Annotated in this window: 13 protein-coding genes and 1 tRNA gene; 7 read left to right on the top strand and 7 right to left on the bottom strand. The window is 71.4% G+C overall.

The features are described 5' to 3' along the window. Positions 1-49: 49 nt before the first annotated feature. Complete coding sequence (locus ACZ69I_RS35885; protein ID WP_467672204.1) at positions 50-268, bottom strand: DUF397 domain-containing protein; 219 nt, start codon at positions 266-268, stop codon at positions 50-52. Between the two features lie 523 nt (positions 269-791). Between ACZ69I_RS35885 and ACZ69I_RS35880 the strand changes: the two genes are divergently transcribed. After that, a complete protein-coding gene (locus tag ACZ69I_RS35880) occupies positions 792-2,195 on the top strand; it encodes an NAD(P)/FAD-dependent oxidoreductase (protein WP_470836690.1) in 1,404 nt (467 codons plus the stop codon). 270 nt (positions 2,196-2,465) lie between these two features. Next, positions 2,466-3,761, top strand: coding sequence for a class I SAM-dependent methyltransferase (locus ACZ69I_RS35875; RefSeq protein WP_470836688.1), 1,296 nt, complete (start codon positions 2,466-2,468; stop codon positions 3,759-3,761). A gap of 142 nt (positions 3,762-3,903) precedes the next feature. Here ACZ69I_RS35875 and ACZ69I_RS35870 read toward each other — a convergent pair whose 3' ends face one another. Further along, positions 3,904-6,426 carry an ABC transporter permease gene (locus ACZ69I_RS35870; protein WP_470836687.1) on the bottom strand — a complete coding sequence of 841 codons (2,523 nt, stop codon included), beginning with the start codon at positions 6,424-6,426 and terminating at the stop codon, positions 3,904-3,906. Positions 6,427-6,582: 156 nt separating this feature from the next. After that, positions 6,583-7,353, bottom strand: coding sequence for an ABC transporter ATP-binding protein (locus ACZ69I_RS35865; RefSeq protein ID WP_389717778.1), 771 nt, complete (start codon positions 7,351-7,353; stop codon positions 6,583-6,585). Positions 7,354-7,746: 393 nt separating this feature from the next. Between ACZ69I_RS35865 and ACZ69I_RS35860 the strand changes: the two genes are divergently transcribed. Further along, positions 7,747-7,829 (top strand) — tRNA-Leu (locus ACZ69I_RS35860). Between the two features lie 88 nt (positions 7,830-7,917). On the opposite strand, the gene ACZ69I_RS35855 is transcribed toward ACZ69I_RS35860, so the two are convergent. Continuing rightward, the gene (locus tag ACZ69I_RS35855; RefSeq protein WP_470836686.1) at positions 7,918-9,705 is read right to left on the bottom strand and encodes an IclR family transcriptional regulator domain-containing protein; all 1,788 of its coding nucleotides are present in this window, start codon (positions 9,703-9,705) and stop codon (positions 7,918-7,920) included. A gap of 141 nt (positions 9,706-9,846) precedes the next feature. On the opposite strand from ACZ69I_RS35855, the gene ACZ69I_RS35850 reads away from it, so the two are divergent. The 3 genes from ACZ69I_RS35850 to ACZ69I_RS35840 all read left to right on the top strand — a co-directional run bounded on the left by ACZ69I_RS35850 (position 9,847) and on the right by ACZ69I_RS35840 (position 13,421). Continuing rightward, the gene (locus tag ACZ69I_RS35850) at positions 9,847-11,028 is read left to right on the top strand and encodes a 4-hydroxybenzoate 3-monooxygenase (RefSeq protein WP_470836685.1); all 1,182 of its coding nucleotides are present in this window, start codon (positions 9,847-9,849) and stop codon (positions 11,026-11,028) included. Positions 11,029-11,075: 47 nt separating this feature from the next. Then, positions 11,076-12,440: an MFS transporter gene (locus tag ACZ69I_RS35845; protein ID WP_470836683.1), complete on the top strand. Its 1,365-nt coding sequence runs from the start codon at positions 11,076-11,078 to the stop codon at positions 12,438-12,440. Between the two features lie 66 nt (positions 12,441-12,506). Further along, entirely contained in the window at positions 12,507-13,421 is a 915-nt protein-coding gene (locus ACZ69I_RS35840) for a Bax inhibitor-1/YccA family protein (RefSeq protein ID WP_470836681.1), read from the top strand. Between the two features lie 98 nt (positions 13,422-13,519). On the opposite strand, the gene ACZ69I_RS35835 is transcribed toward ACZ69I_RS35840, so the two are convergent. Next, positions 13,520-13,750 carry a DUF4287 domain-containing protein gene (locus tag ACZ69I_RS35835; protein ID WP_361726387.1) on the bottom strand — a complete coding sequence of 77 codons (231 nt, stop codon included), beginning with the start codon at positions 13,748-13,750 and terminating at the stop codon, positions 13,520-13,522. 102 nt (positions 13,751-13,852) lie between these two features. On the opposite strand from ACZ69I_RS35835, the gene ACZ69I_RS35830 reads away from it, so the two are divergent. Beyond that, positions 13,853-14,164 carry a hypothetical protein gene (locus ACZ69I_RS35830; protein WP_467672188.1) on the top strand — a complete coding sequence of 104 codons (312 nt, stop codon included), beginning with the start codon at positions 13,853-13,855 and terminating at the stop codon, positions 14,162-14,164. Between the two features lie 24 nt (positions 14,165-14,188). Here ACZ69I_RS35830 and ACZ69I_RS35825 read toward each other — a convergent pair whose 3' ends face one another. Continuing rightward, entirely contained in the window at positions 14,189-15,037 is an 849-nt protein-coding gene (locus ACZ69I_RS35825) for a hypothetical protein (protein WP_467672186.1), read from the bottom strand. 281 nt (positions 15,038-15,318) lie between these two features. Next, a complete protein-coding gene (locus ACZ69I_RS35820; protein ID WP_467672184.1) occupies positions 15,319-16,536 on the bottom strand; it encodes an acetyl-CoA C-acetyltransferase in 1,218 nt (405 codons plus the stop codon). Positions 16,537-17,040 lie beyond the last annotated feature (504 nt).

Here is a 17,040-nt window from a genome sequence, read left to right as displayed (position 1 = left end):
CTGAAGTCGGGGGCGGGGCGGTGTGTCGGTGCCGGTCGGCCGCCGCCGGTCAGCCGAACTCGCCGTCCCGTGTGCCGTCCCGGAAGGCGGACCACTCGTCCCGGGTGAAGCGCAGGTCCCCGCGGCCGGGGTTGCGCGAGTCGCGCAGGGCCACGGCGCCGTGCGGCAGCACCGCCACCTCGACGCAGTTGCCGTCGGGCCCGCTGTAGCTGCTCTTGTGCCACTTCGCCCCGGTCAGATCCAGGGCGTACAGGTCTGCTTTCCGCATGGGAAACCTCCCTTGTCGGCTTGCCCCCACTCTCCGCGCGGCGCCGGGCCGCGGCGCGGAGGGCTGGGCCGAACGGGGGACGGGCCCGAACAGGTCGCGGAGCGGGTCCGGCAGGGGTACGCCTGAGCGCGTCCTGTACCGTCTGAGCGGTCGCCAGGGGGGTCTGGAGGGCCTCCGGCGACAGCGCGTCGGGAAACTTCGTGAAGTTCTTCACAAGGAAAACGGCCCTGATGGGCGAGGTGAGGGGGTCCCCGGCGTCCGAACGGGGCCCGCGCCGGGCGCGCGCCGTGGGATCGGAGCGGTGCACGGGTCCGGACGGGACGCCTCGCGCTCCAGTGGTCCACTCCGTACGAGGCCTCGGAGTGCAGCTCACAAGGGGTGAACAACGACTCGTGTGGCACCGTGGTTCCCCTGCGGCGCCATGACCTCCGTCACGTGGGCGGCGAAGTGTAGCAGAGGCCCTCCGCATGCTTGTGAAGGGGCGCACGAGCGACCCCCGTCGGGCGGGTGGATACTCGATGGCATGAGCACCACGGAGCGTCCCAGGATCCTCGTAGTAGGCGGTGGGTACGTAGGCCTGTACGCAGCTCGGCGCATTCTCAAGAAGATGCGCTTCGGAGAGGCGACCGTCACGGTCGTCGACCCCCGTTCGTACATGACCTACCAGCCCTTCCTCCCCGAAGCCGCCGCAGGCAGCATCTCGCCCCGGCACGTCGTCGTACCGCTGCGACGCGTACTGCCGAGGGCCGAGGTCCTCACCGGCCGGGTCACCACCATCGACCAGGACCGCAAGGTGGCCACGATCGCGCCGCTCGTCGGCGAGGCCTACGAGCTGCCCTTCGACTACCTCGTCATCGCGATGGGCGCGGTCTCCCGCACCTTCCCGATCCCCGGCCTCGCCGAGCAGGGCATCGGCATGAAGGGCATCGAGGAGGCCATCGGCCTGCGCAACCACGTCCTGGAGCAGCTCGACAAGGCTGACTCCACGACGGACGAGGAGGTCCGCCGCAAGGCGTTGACCTTCGTCTTCGTCGGCGGTGGCTTCGCGGGCGCGGAGACCATCGGCGAGGTCGAGGACATGGCCCGCGACGCGGCCAAGTACTACAGCAACGTCAAGCGCGAGGACATGCGCTTCGTGCTCGTCGACGTCGCGGACAAGATCCTCCCCGAGGTCGGCCCGAAGCTCGGCCAGTACGGCAAGGAGCACCTGGAAGGCCGCGGTGTCGAGGTCTACCTGAAGACCGGCATGGACTCCTGCGTGGACGGCCACGTGGTCCTGAACAACGGCCTCGAGGTCGACTCCAACACCATCGTGTGGACCGCGGGCGTCAAGCCGAACCCGGCGCTGTCCCGCTTCGGTCTGCCGCTCGGCCCGCGCGGCCACGTGGACACCCAGACGACGCTCCAGGTGCAGGGCACGGACTACATCTGGGCCGCGGGCGACAACGCCCAGGTGCCGGACGTGGTCGGCCGCAAGGCCGGCAACGAGAACGCCTGGTGCCCGCCGAACGCCCAGCACGCGCTGCGTCAGGCGAAGGTCCTCGGCGACAACGTGATCTCCGGCATGCGGGGCTTCCCGCAGAAGGAGTACAGCCACGCCAACAAGGGTGCGGTCGCCGGTCTCGGCCTGCACAAGGGCGTCGCGATGATCGTCATGGGCAAGATGAAGATCAAGCTCAAGGGCCGTCTCGCCTGGTACATGCACCGCGCGTACCACGGCATGGCGATGCCGACGTTCAACCGCAAGATCCGCGTCTTCGCGGACTGGACCCTCGGCATGTTCCTCAAGCGCGAGGTCGTCTCGCTCGGCGCCATGGAGACGCCGCGCGAGGAGTTCTACGAGGCGGCCAAGCCCGCCCCGAAGCCCGCGGTGGCGGCCGAGCCGGCCCCCGCGGCGAAGACCGAGGAGCGGGCGAAGGCCTCCTGACCTCGCGTCGCTGATCCACCCCGAAGGGGGCCGCCCGCCATCCGTGGTGCGGGCGGCCCCCTTCGGCGCACCCGGGTCCCGGGTACATGACCTCTTCGGCCTCCCCGTGAACAAGTAGATGCGATAGCCATCTATTTTGCCCTTCCGTGACGCCGCAACGGGACTGCGCCCGGGGGGTTCCGGTGTTTACGTGGTGTTGGACCGTCCCGGGACCCGCCTCCCCCGAGCCCCGATTCCAGCCGGGCGGGGAGGCCCATTCGGAGGTGCGTCATGCACGACGCCGCACTGCGGCTGCAGAATCTCGCCGAGCGGCTCATCGGAGCCCCGCTTCCCGTGCGCGTCCGCGCCTGGGACCGGTCGGAGGCGGGCCCGCCGGGCGCCCCCGTCGTCGTCGTGCGCAACCGCCGGGCCCTGCGCCACCTGCTGTGGAAGCCGGGCGAGCTGGGCCTCGCCCGCGCCTGGGTGGCCGGGGACCTGGACGTCGACGGCGACCTGTACGAGGTCCTCGACCGGCTCGCGGAGTACATCTGGGAGCGCGACGAGGACGCCGGGGGCCTGCGGGAAGCCCTGCACGACCCCGAGGTCCGCGCCGCCGCCCGCTCGCTGCTCGCCCTCTCGGCGCCCTTCCTGCCGCCCTCCCCGCCGCCCGAGGAGATGCGCAGACGCGGCCGCCTCCACCGCCACACCAAGGGCAGCGACCGGCAGGCCATCAGCCACCACTACGACGTCGGCAACGACTTCTACGAGCTGGTCCTCGGCCCCTCGATGGTCTACTCGTGCGCGTACTGGGAGTCGCCCGGCTCCACCCTGGAGGACGCCCAGCGCGACAAGCTGGACATCGTCGCGCGCAAGCTCGGCCTGCGGCCCGGCATGCGCCTGCTCGACGTCGGCTGCGGCTGGGGTTCCATGGCGATCCACGCGGCCCGCGAGTACGGCGTGAGCGTCGTGGGCGTCACCCTCTCGCAGGAACAGGCCGCCTACGCCAGGAAGCGGATCGCCGAGGAGGGGCTGACGGACCGCATCGAGATCCGCGTCCAGGACTACCGCGACGTACGCGACGGGCCCTACGACGCCATCAGCTCCATCGGCATGGCCGAACACGTCGGCGCCGAGCGCTACCTGGAGTACGCGCACGACCTGTACGCCCTGCTGCGCCCCGGCGGACGGCTGCTCAACCACCAGATCGCGCGGCGTCCGCAGGCCGACGAATCGGCGTACAGCGTGGACGAGTTCATCGACGCGTACGTCTTCCCCGACGGGGAGCTGGCGCCTGTGGGCAGCACGGTCGCGCTCCTGGAGCGGGCCGGATTCGAGGTCCGCGACCTGGAGGCGATCCGCGAGCACTACGCCCTCACGCTGCGCCGCTGGGTCGCGAACCTGGAGGCGCACTGGGCCGAAGGCCAGCGCCTCACCTCGCCGGGCCGGGCCCGCGTCTGGCGCCTCTACATGGCCGCCTCCGCCCTGGCCTTCGAACGCAACCGCATCGGCGTGAACCAGGTCCTGGCGGTGAAGACCCCGGAGACGGGCTCTTCAGGGATGCCGCTGCGCGCCAGAGCGTGGCGATAGGCCCAGCCTGTCCGGGGCGTGGTTCCAGCCCGTCCGGCGTTTGAGGACGAGCCGCGAAGCGGCGATACACCGAACACCCGAAGGGCCCTGGACGAGGAAACCTCACCCAGGGCCCTTTGAACGGTCCCCCCCCGCGGGAGCGCTACTCGCTCTTGATGGCGAGCAGCGGATTCAGCCGCGCCGCGCTGCGGGCCGGCCACATCGCCGCGAGGACGCCGACCAGGGCCGCGATCCCCAGGAAGACCGCGATGCGGCCGAACGGGATCTCCATCGTGTACGTCGTCATCGCGTCGCTGATGCTGCTGCCCATCGCCCAGGCCATGAAGAGCCCGAGACCGATGCCGAGCACCGCGCCGAACAGCGAGATGATGACCGCTTCGAGGCGCACCATCTGCTTGACCTTCGCACGGTCGAGGCCGATGGCCCGCAACATGCCGATCTCGTGCTTCCGCTCGAAGACCGACATGGCCAGGGTGTTGATGACACCGAGCACCGCGATCAGGATGGCCATCCCCAGGAGGCCGTACAGCATGTTGAGGATCATGTTGATGCCGCCCGCGACCTGGTTGCTGATCGCGGCCTTGTCCCGGACGGTGATGGCGGGGTTGTCGCCCAGGGCGTCGATGATGGCGTTCTCGGCCTTGTCGGAGGTGCCGTCCTTCATCTTCACGAGCACCTGCTTGTCGACGAGCTTGTCGAGGTGCGGGTCGACGACGGAGGTGGGAGCGAAGACGCCGCTGAGCATCTCGTTGCGCTCGTAGACTCCGGCGACCTTCAGCCGGACCGTCTTGTCGTCGTCGTCGAACTTCAGCGGGAAGGTGTCGCCCGCCTTCAGGTCCGTGTCCTTGGCGGTGTCCTCGTCGATGAGCGCGCCGCCGGACGCGAGGCCGTCGAGCGAGCCGCTGGTGAAGTCCATGCCGATCAGCTTGCCGAAGGTCTTCGGGTCGACGCCGGAGATGGTGGACCAGCTGCCGTCGGCCTCGCCGTACGCGGTGCGCAGCGGGCTGGTCGCCTCGACCTCGGGGAGCTTGTCCAGCTTGCCGCGGACCTCGGGGGTCAGCGGCTGGAAGTTCGCCATCGAGACGCTGTAGTCGGCCTTCAGGGAACCGGCCGCCATCTTGTCGATGGCGCTGCCCATGGACATCGCGACGACCGTCATCGCCGTGATCAGGGTGAGGCCGATCATCAGGGCCGAGGCGGTGGAGGCGGTGCGGCGCGGGTTGCGGACCGAGTTGAGGCGGGACAGCTTGCCGGTGACGCCGAACGTCTTCAGGAGCGGCGCGGAGGCGGCGATGAACGGGCGGGACAGCAGCGGCGTGAGGACGATGACGCCGACGAGGATGACCGCCGCGCCGCCCGCCATCACGTAGTTGTCGTCGTTGAAGAGCAGCAGCGTGCCGAGGGCGACGACGATCGAGCCGATGGTGTTGCGGACGATCAGGCCGCGCGTCGTGGGCGTCGCGTGGACGCTGTTCATGGCGGCGACCGGCGGGATCCTGGCGGCGCGGCGGCCCGGCAGCCAGGCGGCCAGCATGGTGACGACCACGCCGATCAGGAGCGCGGCGAGCACGGTGGTCGGGCCGATGACGAGGGGGCCTTCGGGCAGCGCGGCACCGCCGGAGTTCATCAGGGTCTCCAGGCCCACGGCCACGCCGATGCCGAGCGCGAAGCCCGCGACGGCGGCGACCAGGCCGACGAGGAACGCCTCGATGAGCACGGAGCGCGTCACCTGGCGGCGCGAGGCACCGACCGCCCGCATCAGGGCGAGTTCCTTGGTGCGCTGGGCGACCAGCATGGTGAACGTGTTGGCGATGATGAAGATGCCGACGAAGAGGGCGATACCGGCGAAGATCAGCAGGACCTGGCTCATCGAGCTGGTGCCGCGCTCGATCATGTCGTCCTGCTGGCTCTTGAGCTCGCCGCCCGTCATCAGCGAGGCGTCCTTGGGCAGGAGCTTCTCGACCGAGCTCTTCAGGGCCGCCTCGGACGTGCCGGAGGCCGCCTTGACGTCGATCTCGTCGTAGCCGGTCTTGTTGAGCTCCTTGAGCGCGGTCTTGTTGTCGAAGACCACCAGGCTGCCGCCCGCGACCACGCTGCCGTCGTCGGTGTCGAAGATGCCGCTGACCTTCGCGGTCCGCACCGGGCCGTCGGTGGAGTAGCGGACGGTGTCGCCCACCTTGTAGCCGGTGCGCTCGGCGGTACGGCTGTCGAGGGCGATGGCGGCGACGGACTTCGGGGCGGTGCCCGCGGTGAAGTCGTAGCGCGGGTCCTTGCCGCCCTTGCCCGGGTAGTAGTTGGTCCCGGTGGTACCCCACTCGCCGCCGACCAGCTTGCCGTTCTTGTCGGCGAGCGCGGTGAAGCCGCTGACGGACCCGATGGCGGAGTCCGCGCCGGGCAGGGCCCGGGTCTTCTTCAGGAGGGCGTCGGTGAGTTTGGAGCGCCGCTCGCCGCCGTCGGAGGAATCGCTGTCGGAGCTGCCGTCGGACAGGACGGCCACGGAGACGTGGTCGAAGCTCTTCGCCGACTTGTTCTTGTAGGCGTTGCCGAAGGTGTCGGTGAAGACGAGGGTGCCGGAGACGAAGGCGACGCCGAGCATGACGGCGAGCACGGTCATCAGCAGCCTGGCCTTGTGCGCGAGCACGTTGCGCAGGGCGGTACGGAACATGGGTGTGAGTCCAGGGGGGAGGTGAGAGGGGAAATGCCCCGCAGGGGCTTTCCCAGGGGCGCGGGGAACTGCGCGCTCAGCCACGAACGGCCCGCAGTCCCGGAGGGAGCTCGGCCGGGGCGGCGGACGGAACGCCCGCTCGAGGCCGAGCGGCCACTAGCTCGTGCGGCCCTTCGCGTCGAAGTGCTTCATCCGGTCGAGCACCCCGTCCGCCGTCGGCCGGTGCATCTCGTCGACGACCCGCCCGTCGGCGAGGAAGATCACGCGGTCCGCGTACGACGCGGCCACCGGGTCGTGGGTGACCATCACGACGGTCTGCCCCAGGTCGCGCACCGAGTTGCGCAGGAAGCCCAGGACCTCGGCGCCCGAGCGCGAGTCGAGGTTTCCGGTCGGCTCGTCACCGAAGATGATCTCCGGCTGGGAGGCGAGCGCACGGGCCACGGCGACGCGCTGCTGCTGGCCGCCGGAGAGCTCGGTGGGGCGGTGCTTGAGGCGCCCGGAGAGACCGACCATCTCGATGACCTGCTCCAGCCACTCCCGGTTCGGCTTGCGGCCCGCGATGTCCATCGGCAGCGTGATGTTCTCCAGGGCGGTCAGGGTCGGCAGCAGGTTGAACGCCTGGAAGATGAAGCCGATCTTGTCCCGGCGGAGCTTGGTGAGCTGCTTGTCCTTGAGCGTGGACAGCTCGGTCTCGCCGATGCGCACGGAGCCGGAGCTGAAGCTGTCCAGGCCCGCGACGCAGTGCATCAGGGTGGACTTGCCGGAGCCCGAGGGGCCCATGATCGCGGTGAACTCGCCCTGCCCGAAGTCGACGGAGACGCGGTCCAGGGCGACCACCTGGGTCTCACCCTGTCCGTACACCTTGGAGAGTTCCGTGGCGCGCGCCGCCACGGCGGTGGCGCGGGTGGCGAAGGGGGTGGTGGTCACGGGACGAGCTCCTGTCGGGACGACGTGTGGGGACGTATTCCATCGTCCTGGCCGATCAGCGCCCTGGAGTCACCCCCTGATCCGGTTCCGGGGGCCCTCTCCAGTCGGACTTGAGGCTGCCCTGTCATACCTGGGGATGACACGTATCCCTGATGCGGAAAGGGGGAGAAAGGGGGGACGGGGCCGTCAGGGCGGCTAAATTCCGTCATTCCGTGCAGAGGCCCACGAGACCGGCCGGGGCCGGGGAAAGGCCTCCGGCATGTGCCGATGGAGTGAGCCGTGGACTGATGCACCCTCAGACGTCAATAAAATAAGACAACATCGGGCTCTCTCTCCGCTGTTCGGGGGATGCCTCCCGATAGGGTCGAAGCCTCGACGCGGAGCCCATGGCCTGCCCGGATGGTGGAATGCAGACACGGCGAGCTTAAACCTCGCTGCCCCTCGGGGGCGTGCCGGTTCGAGTCCGGCTCCGGGCACTTCCGCTGCACTCCGCCGCCCTCGTGTGCGGCTCGTGCGCGCGTGGTGCGACGCCCCAGGGCCGCCCCCCTTTACCCTGACCCCCCGTCAGATCACCTTCTCCACATCCCTGTTGAAGCGGGCCGCGGTGTGCAGGTCGGTCTCGATCGCCGCCGCGGTCTCGCGCAGTACGGGGAGCAGGGCGTCGCGGGTCGCGGACGCCGGGCCCGAACCGGCGTGCCGCGCCACGTTCAGCGCCGCGACGACCCTGCCCCGCGCGTCCCTGACCGGCACGGCGACCGAGCGCAGGCCCTCCTCCAGCTCCTGGTCGGCGACCGCGTGGCCGTCGGCGGCGACCCGGTCCACGAGCCGGGCGAGCTCGCCGGGGTCGGTCACGGTGTGCGGGGTGAGGGCGCGCGGCGGCGCGGCCCGCAGGAGGCGGGCGCGCTCCGCGTCCGGCAGCCCGGCGAGCAGGACCCGTCCCATGGCGGTGGCGTACGCGGGGAAGCGGGTGCCGACCGTGATACGCACGCTCATGACGCGTACCGTCGCCGCCCGCGCGACGTACAGGATGTCCGTGCCGTCCAGGACCGTCACGGACGCCGACTGGTGCACCCGGTCCGTCAGGTCGCGCAGGTGCGGCTCGGCCAGCTCGGCGAAGGTGAGCCGGGACAGGGCGGCGTGGCCGAGCTCCAGGATGCGGGGGAGCGGGCGGTACAGCCGGCCGTCGTGGGCCGCGTACCCGGCGAGCTCCAGGGTGCGCAGGCAGCGCCGCGCGGTGGCCCTCGGCAGCCCGGTGGCCGCGGCGAGCGCGGTGAGCGGCAGCCCGTCCCCGCGGGCCTCGCCGAGGGCCCGCAACACGGTGAGGCCGCGGGCCAGCGACTGCAGGAACCCGGCGCCGAGGTCGGCCTTGGCGGCGAGGGGGTCGGCCGCGTCCGGTGCGTAGGGTGCGTCCGGTACGGCTGAGGCGCCCGGTGTGGCCGACCTCTCTCGTGCGGTCGACGCATCCGGTGTGGCCGACGCATCCGGTGCGCCCGGGGCCCCCTCCACGGCCGCCACCCCCGACCCTCCCGGTGAAACCAACCCCCCTACCTCAGCCGGTCCCGCGCCCGCGCCCGCACCCGCGGTCCAAAGGGACGCCAAGTGTTCCGCCTCCGTGTGCAGGCGCGGGAGCATCGCGTCGGCCAGGGCCGTCGCCGTGTGTCTGCTGGTGTGGCTCACCACCGAGAGGGCGCACCGGATGTCGCCCGAGCCGTCGCGCACCGGGACCGCCACCGCGATCAGGCCCGGCTCGATCAGCTGGTCGTCCAGGGCCCAGCCCGTCTCGCGGGAGCGGGCCACGCGGGACGCGAGGTCCGGCAGGTCCGCCGGTGCGGGGCCCGGCGGCAGGGCGGGGAAGGCGGCCGCCGCGGGCCCGGCGGCGACGCGGGCCCGCCACGCCGCCCACCGCTCCTCGTCCCACGCGGCAGCGAACAGCGCGCCCGGCGCGCACCGTTCGGGCGGCAGCAGGTCGCCGATGCGGAAGGCGACCGACATCGCGCGGCGCCGCGCGGCCTGTGCCACGAAGCGCACCCCGTCGCCGTCGGGCACGGCGAGCGAGACCGACTCGTCGAGCTCGTCCGCGAGCCGCGCGGCGCGCGCCGCCACCTCGCCGGTCAGGCCGCTGGCCGCGAGGTAGGCGTTGCCGAACTCCATGAGGCGAGGGGTGAGGCGCAGTTCCTGGCCGCGTACGCGGACGTAGCCGAGGTGGTTCAGGGTCGCCACGACCCGGTCGACCGTGGAGCGGGCCAGCCCCGTGGCGCGTACGAGGTCGCTCGCGCGGGCCCCGTCCGCCACCGTGAGCGCCCGCAGGACGGCGAGGCCGCGCTCCAGGGGACGTACGGACTCTTCCGGCACTCGGGCGCTCCTCGTCTCGCGAAAACGGGCGCCGCACGACCGTTGACAGCGCACAGCCGCGACCGGAGACTCCCGTCAGCACATTATGAACGAAAGTTCACCAGGCGAACAAGAGTGGGCTGTCCAGGTGAGGGGATCGGCGTGCGCACCACCGTCGGAATCATCGGAGCGGGACCGGCCGGGCTGCTCCTCGCCCGCCTCCTGCACAACGCGGGCATCGCGTCCGTCGTCCTGGAGAGCCGCGACCGCGCGTACGTGGAACAGCGCCAGCGCGCCGGAATCCTGGAACAGGGCACCGTCGACGTGCTGCGCGAGGCGGGGGCGGGGGCCCGCATGGACCGCGAGGGGCTCCCGCACGACGGCATCGAACTGCGCTTCGACCGCCGCAGGCACCGCGTCGACTTCCCCGCGCTGACCGGCGGCAGATCCGTGATGGTCTACGCCCAGACCGAGGTCTGCAAGGACCTCATCGCCCTCCAGTCGGCGGACGGCGGCCCGCTGCTCTTCGGGGCGGAGGCACTGGAGGTGACGGGCGCGGAGACCGAGAACCCGCGCGTCCGCTTCCGGCACGAGGGGCACGAGGAGAGCCTGGCGTGCGACTACGTAGTGGGCTGCGACGGCTTCTGGGGCGTGGCCCGCAAGGCCGTACCGCGGGGGCTCGCCCGGACGTTCGAGCGCACGTACCCCTACGGCTGGCTCGGCATCCTCGCCGACGTCCCGCCCTCCCACGACGAGCTGGTCTACGCCCGCCACGACCGGGGCTTCGCCCTCCTCTCCATGCGGTCGCCGACCGTCACGCGCGCGTACCTGCAAGTCCCCGACGGCACCGACCCCGGCGACTGGACCGACGAGGCGATCTGGGACGAGCTCGACCGCCGCCTGGAGACCGACGACCCGGCCTGGGCGCTGCGGCGCGGACCCGTCGTCGCCAAGTCCGTCACACCCATGCGCGGCTACGTCCACGAGCCCATGCGGCACGGCCGCCTCTTCCTCGCCGGGGACGCCGCGCACATCGTCCCGCCGACCGGCGCCAAGGGCCTCAACCTCGCGGTCGGCGACGTCGTCACCTTCGCCCGCGCGTTGATCCGGTACCGCGAGAAGGGCGACCCGAGCCGCCTCGACGCGTACTCCCGGACCTGCCTGCGCCGCGTCTGGCAGGCCGAGCGCTTCTCGTGCGAGATGACGACCCTGCTCCACCGCGCGCCCGGCGCCACCCCCTTCGAGGACCGCGTCCAGCTGGCCCGGCTCGACCGGATCACCACCGCGCGTGCCGCCGATGCCGACCTCGCACAGGCCTACACCGGATTCCCCCTGGACCACTGAGGGCCCGGCCGCCGAGGACCGGCAGGACCGGCCAGAAGGAAGAACCCGTGACCCCTCAAGCGCCGCCCCCCGAGCGCACCTTCCGATCCGTCGCCCCCGTCATCGCCCTGTGCTGGCTCGTCGTCTTCTTCGACGGGATGGACGTCAACCTCTACGGCGCCGTCCTCCCGCACCTCGTCGACGACCCCGACCTCGGCTTCACCCCGTCCACCGCGGGCACCATCGGCTCCTGGACCACCTTCGGCATGCTCGTCGGCGCCCTCGGCTGCGGCACCCTCACCGACTGGGCCGGACGCAGGCCGATGGTGACCGGCAGCGTCGTCCTCTTCTCGCTGGGCTCCGCGCTCTGCGCGCTCGCGCCGGGTGCCGTCTTCTTCGGAGCGGGGCGGTTCGTCTCCGGGCTCGGGCTCGGCGGGCTCATGCCGATCGGGCTCGCGATCGTCGCCGAGTTCGCGCCGCCGCGCCGCGCCGCGCTCGCCACCGGCCTCATGATGACCTCGTACCACGCGGGCGGCATGGCGGCGACGGGCCTCGGCCTCGCGCTCGGCCCCGGCCCCGGCTGGCGCCTCGTCTTCTGGACGGGCGTGCTCCCCGCGGCGGTCGCCGTGCCGCTGGTGTGGAAGTGGCTGCCGGAGTCGCCGGGCGTGCTGCTCGCCAAGGGGCGCGCCCGGGAGGCCGAGGCGGTCGCCGCCCGCTACCTGCTGCTGGCCCCGACCCCCGCCGAGGCCCCCGAGACCGGGGCGAGGGGCCGCTTCGCCGCCGTCGCCGCGCTCTTCGCCCCGGGGCGGCGCCTGGCGACCCCGCTCCTGTGGCTCGCCTCCTTCGCCGGGCTGCTCCTCGTCTACGGCGTCTCCACCTGGCTCCCCGAGCTCATGCGGGCCTCCGGCTACTCGCTCTCCTCCTCCGTCACCTTCCTCATGGTCATCAACGCGGGCGGCATCGTCGGCATGCTGGCCGCGGGGCGCACCGCGGACCGCTTCGGCGCGGTCCGGGTCTCCGCCGTCTGGTTCCTGCTGACCGCGTGCGGCGCCTTCCTGCTCAGGGCCCAGCTGCCGCTCGGCGTCGCCTACGCCGTCGTCTTCGTCACCGGCATCTGGCTCTTCTCCGCGCAGGTCATGGTCTACGCGGCCACTCCCACGGTCTATCCGCCCGCGCAGCGCGCCACCGGGCTCGGCTGGGTCACCGGCGTCGGGCGCACCGGGGCGGTCGTCGGGCCGTGGCTGGGCGGGGCGGTGGTCGCGGGCGGCAACGCGTCGCTCGGCTTCACCACCTTCGCGGTGGCCGCGGTGCTCGGCGCCGTCGCCGTCTCGCTGGTGCCACTCGTGCGGGGGAAGGGTTCCGATCCGGGAACAGTCAGGGCAGTCCCACGCGTTCTCGGTCACAGTGAGGGAAAGATCCTCCCCAAGCACTAGGCTCATCCTTTTGCCTACGCATTACTCTTGGAGCAAAGCCACACCCGGTGGCCATGGAGGAGTGAAATGAGGAGCAGTAACCCGGTCTTCTCGCGACGGGGGTTCAGCCGCGACAACGGCTACGCCGGCTTCGGCGCGCAGCCGCAGGCCGGGGGACCCGCAGCCGCGACCCAGACCCACCAGGGCAACCCGTACGCCGGTGGCCAGCAGGCCCCCTCGGGCAACCCGTACGCCACCAATCCGTACGCCCAGCAGGACGCGCAGTACGGAGCGCCCCAGGCGCCCGTGACCACGTCCGGCCGCATGACGATGGACGACGTCGTCATGCGCACGGCGACCACGCTCGGCACGCTCGTGGTCACGGCCGCGCTCGCCTGGGCGCTGCTGCCGGTGGACGACGCCAACATCAGCAAGTCGTACGGCATCGCGATCGGCGCCGGCCTCGTCGCGATGGTGCTCGGCCTCGTCCAGGCCTTCAAGCGCAAGGCCTCGCCCGCGCTGATCCTGACGTATGCCGCCCTGGAGGGCGTCTTCCTCGGCGTCGTCTCCAGCGTCGTCGACAATCGCATCGCGAGCGGCGCGGCCATGCAGGCCGTGCTCGGCACGATGGCCGTCTTCATCGGCGTCCTCGTGGCGTACAAGGCGGGCTGGATCCGCGTCAACCGTCGCTTCTACGGCTTCGTGATGGCCGCCGCGATGGGCTTCCTGCTGCTGACCGCCGTGAACCTGCTGTTCATGGTCTTCGGCGGCGGTGACGGTCTGGGCTTCCGCAGCGGCGGCCTCGGCATCGTCTTCGGCATCGTGGGCATCCTGCTCGGCGCCTGCTTCCTGGCCCTGGACTTCAAGCAGGTCGAGGACGGCATCGCGTACGGCGCGCCGAAGGAAGAGGCCTGGCTCGCCGCGTTCGGTCTGACGATGACCCTCGTCTGGATCTACATGGAGTTCCTGCGTCTGATCGCGATCTTCTCGGGCAACGACTGAGACTGATCGGGGTACCCCGAACGACCGAAGGGCCCGCGGACCGGAGACGGTCCGCGGGCCCTTCGCCGTGCGATGGAGCGGGGGTGCGCTGGAGCGGGTCAGAGGAGTTTGCGGGCGGCCCGCCTGAGGTCGTACTCGTGGATGATCGCCTTCGCGTGGCCGTAGGCCAGGTTGTGTTCGGTGCGGAGCCAGCTCACCTTCTCCTCGAAGCGGAAGAGAGAGGGGCCGTCGTCCACGGCGCGGAGCCAGTCGGACACTTCACGACCGGTGCATTGGGGGATTCGGGCGAGCAGATTGCGGTGGGTCTCCTCGGAGAAGACTTGGGACATCGGCGCCTCCGGACGCGTCGCGATGTGTTCCGTCCTTCACGACACCGTGCCTGAGCGTTCGGGCGTTGGCAACAGTCCCGGGAAGGCGCATAAGGTCGCGGGGTGCTCGATACGACGCCTTTGACGGCCGCAGTGGACCATTTCGCCGACCGCCTGCGGGCCGCGCCGCAGAGCCGCCTGCAGCGCGGAGCGGCGACCGAAGCACTGGCTCTGGCCAGGGAGTTGGCGCTGTCCGCACAGCGCATCGAGGAGCCGGACGCGGAGCCGCGGGAGATGCCGGACGCGGGGATGTTCGCCGCGGCCGACCAGATCACCGTCGCGGGGCGCGATCTCGCCCTCGTCCTGACGGACCCCCAGGAACTGGCGCGGGCGCTGGAACTGGTGGCGCAGGCGCAGAAAAGGGCCGGAGTGTGACACCGGCCCCGCTGCCCCGGACTCTCAGACCGAGGCGATGACCCGGTCGGCCAGGATGTAGATGTTCTCGGCGCCGCACTCGAAGGTCAGGGCGTACGCGCCGGAGATGCCGGAGCCGCCGAGCAGGACCGGGGTCCGGCCCTCGCTCAGGGCCCTGGCCAGGAGTTCCGCGGTCTCGCGGTGCCCGGGGGTCATGCACAGCGTCGTACCGTCCGCGAAGACGTACACATCCAGGGTGCCGAGCGGGCCCGGGCGGACGTCGGCGAGGGCGGTGCGGGCGTCGGCCAGCTCCTCCAGACACGCGACCGTGCGCTCGTGGTCGCCGTGCCCCTCGGGCGTCGGCGTCTGCACCGGCACGAAGTCCGGGTGCGAGGGGTGACGGCGCCGGGCGGCGGCCAACTCCGGGGAGTCCCCGGCGAATTCGTCGGTGCCCGCCGGGTCGGCGAAGGGTTCGGTGACCGGCTCCAGGCTGTCCGACTCCAGGCCCATGAAATCGGCCTGGCGCGGCAGGAACAGCTCGTCGGCGATGCCGTCGGGCAGGCCGGAGAGGCCGCTGAGCAGCGTCGGCCCGTCGGCGCCCTCACGGGCCTCCTGGGCGGCCCAGAAGGCGCGCGCCTCGGCGAGCTCGCGCTCACGTTCCTCGGCGAGGGCCTCGGTCACGGCCGCGCGTATCTCGTCGGTGTCGACCGAGGCGCGGGCACCCGGCACCGTGGGGTGCGGGCCGCCCGTGGCGCGGCTTTCGGCCAGTTCGGTGTGCAGGGCTGTGATCTCGGCGAGCTGTTTCCGCAGACCGTGCACCGCGTGCAGGGCAGCGGCACCCACGGCCGTGGCAGCGGCCGTGGAGAGCAGCAGGGCAAGAGGCAAGGCGCTCACTGACGTACTCCCGGTTTCAAGTCGACCCCCGACTTCCTACATCAGCTTGAAGCCTGCACGATCCACCTGTCAGTGCATTACGTCACGAATTGGACAGGTCTTTGGACCCGGGGTGTACCCCCGGGTGGGGCTTGAGCTGGGCATATGCCTCTCCCCCAGGAGATAGGTCACATCCTGGGGGAGATTGGGTCACGAAGTGGTGCAGAGACGGAGCGTCAGCCCCGCGAACTGTGCGTCATCGAAAAGAGGGCTGCTCGCCCGGTGCCGCGGTGCCCCGGCGACTAGCTGAGGCGCTCGATGACCATCGCCATGCCCTGGCCGCCGCCCACGCACATCGTCTCCAGGCCGAACTGCTTGTCGTGGAACTGGAGGGAGTTGATGAGCGTGCCCGTGATGCGGGCGCCCGTCATGCCGAAGGGGTGGCCCACCGCGATGGCGCCGCCGTTGACGTTGAGCTTGTCGAGCGGGATGTTCAGGTCGCGGTAAGAGGGGATCACCTGGGCGGCGAAGGCCTCGTTGATCTCGAAGAGGTCGATGTCGTCGACGGTGAGCCCGGCGCGCTTCAGGGCCTGCTTGCTGGCCTCGACCGGGCCCAGGCCCATGATCTCGGGCGAGAGGCCGGTGACACCGGTGGAGACGATGCGGGCGAGCGGGGTCAGGCCCAGCTCGCGGGCCTTCGTGTCGCTCATGATCACGAGGGCGGCGGCGCCGTCGTTCAGCGGGCAGCAGTTGCCCGCGGTGACGAGCCCGTCGGGGCGGAAGACGGGCTTGAGGCCCTGGACGCCTTCGAGGGTGACACCGGCGCGGGGCCCGTCGTCCTTGCTGACGACGGTGCCGTCGGGGGTCGTGACGGGGGTGATCTCGCGCTCCCAGAAGCCGTTCTTGAGCGCTTCCTCGGCGAGGTTCTGGGACCTGACCCCGAACTCGTCCATGTCCTTGCGGGTGACGCCCTTGGCGCGGGCCAGGTTCTCGGCGGTCTGGCCCATCGCGATGTACGCGTCCGGGACCAGGCCGTCCTCGCGCGGGTCGTGCCACGTGGAGCCCTCGCTCTGGGCGACGGCCGCGGTGCGGGCCTCGGCGTCGGCGAAGAGGGGGTTGTGGGTGTCGGGGTGGTCGCTGGTCCCGTTCTTGCTGCGCGACACCATCTCGACGCCGGCGGAGATGAAGACGTCGCCCTCGCCCGCCTTGATGGCGTGCAGGGCCATGCGGCTGGTCTGCAGGGAGGATGAGCAGTACCGGGTGATGGTGCAGCCCGGCAGGTGGTCCATGCCCATCTGCACGGCGACGATGCGGCCGAGGTTGTGCCCCTGCTCGCCGCCCGGCAGGCCACAGCCGAGCATCAGGTCGTCGATGAGCTTCGGGTCGAGCTCCGGGACCTTGGCGAGGGCGGCCTCGATGACCGTGGCGGTCAGGTCGTCCGGACGCAGATCCTTCAGCGAGCCCTTGAAGGCGCGGCCGATCGGGGTGCGTGCGGCAGAAACGATCACGGCTTCGGGCATCAGGGCGCTCCAGGGGCGAAGGGGCAGGACTCACTGGGAAGTTACCTGCACGTAATGGGGTGGGTCATGGGGTGGGGGGTGTGACTCAGGACGCATTTCTAAGCGGGCGCTCAGGTCGTGGGGCCCTGGGCGGGAGGGGGTGCGCTTGTGCCTGCGGGCCGGTGGGGGTTTCTCGCGCAGTTCCCCGCGCCCCTTAAGGGTTCCTCCTCGTCGTTTCCCTGTGCGGGCCCGTCGTGGCTGGTCGCGCAGTTCCCCGCGCCCCTGAAAAGACCGCGCAGTTCCCCGCGCCCCTGGGGGCTCCCTCGCTGTTTTTCCCGTGCGGGTGCGCGGTGGCTGGGCGCGCAGTTCCTCGCGCCCCTTGGGCGGTGCCTTCGGGTGGGGGGCGAGGAGGACCACCCAGGGGCGCGGGGAACTGCGCGAGCAACCACGATGGCGCTGCGGGCGAAGGCGAAGGCGGACGCAGGGGCGCGGGGAACTGCGCGTATGGCCTTCGCCGGTTCGCGG

Source organism: Streptomyces sp. NPDC036815 (genome assembly GCF_055609205.1).
Note: the sequence above shows the minus strand (reverse complement) of the source record. Positions and strands in the feature narration are given on the sequence as shown.

What these genes read in the sequence shown, in the direction of transcription:
- ACZ69I_RS35885 (WP_467672204.1), bottom strand. Translation starts at nt 268, where the DNA reads ATGCGGAAAGCAGACCTGTACGCCCTGGATCTGACCGGGGCGAAGTGG.
- ACZ69I_RS35880 (WP_470836690.1), top strand. Translation starts at nt 792, where the DNA reads ATGAGCACCACGGAGCGTCCCAGGATCCTCGTAGTAGGCGGTGGGTAC.
- ACZ69I_RS35875 (WP_470836688.1), top strand. Translation starts at nt 2,466, where the DNA reads ATGCACGACGCCGCACTGCGGCTGCAGAATCTCGCCGAGCGGCTCATC.
- ACZ69I_RS35870 (WP_470836687.1), bottom strand. Translation starts at nt 6,426, where the DNA reads ATGTTCCGTACCGCCCTGCGCAACGTGCTCGCGCACAAGGCCAGGCTG.
- ACZ69I_RS35840 (WP_470836681.1), top strand. Translation starts at nt 12,507, where the DNA reads ATGAGGAGCAGTAACCCGGTCTTCTCGCGACGGGGGTTCAGCCGCGAC.
- ACZ69I_RS35835 (WP_361726387.1), bottom strand. Translation starts at nt 13,750, where the DNA reads ATGTCCCAAGTCTTCTCCGAGGAGACCCACCGCAATCTGCTCGCCCGA.
- ACZ69I_RS35820 (WP_467672184.1), bottom strand. Translation starts at nt 16,536, where the DNA reads ATGCCCGAAGCCGTGATCGTTTCTGCCGCACGCACCCCGATCGGCCGC.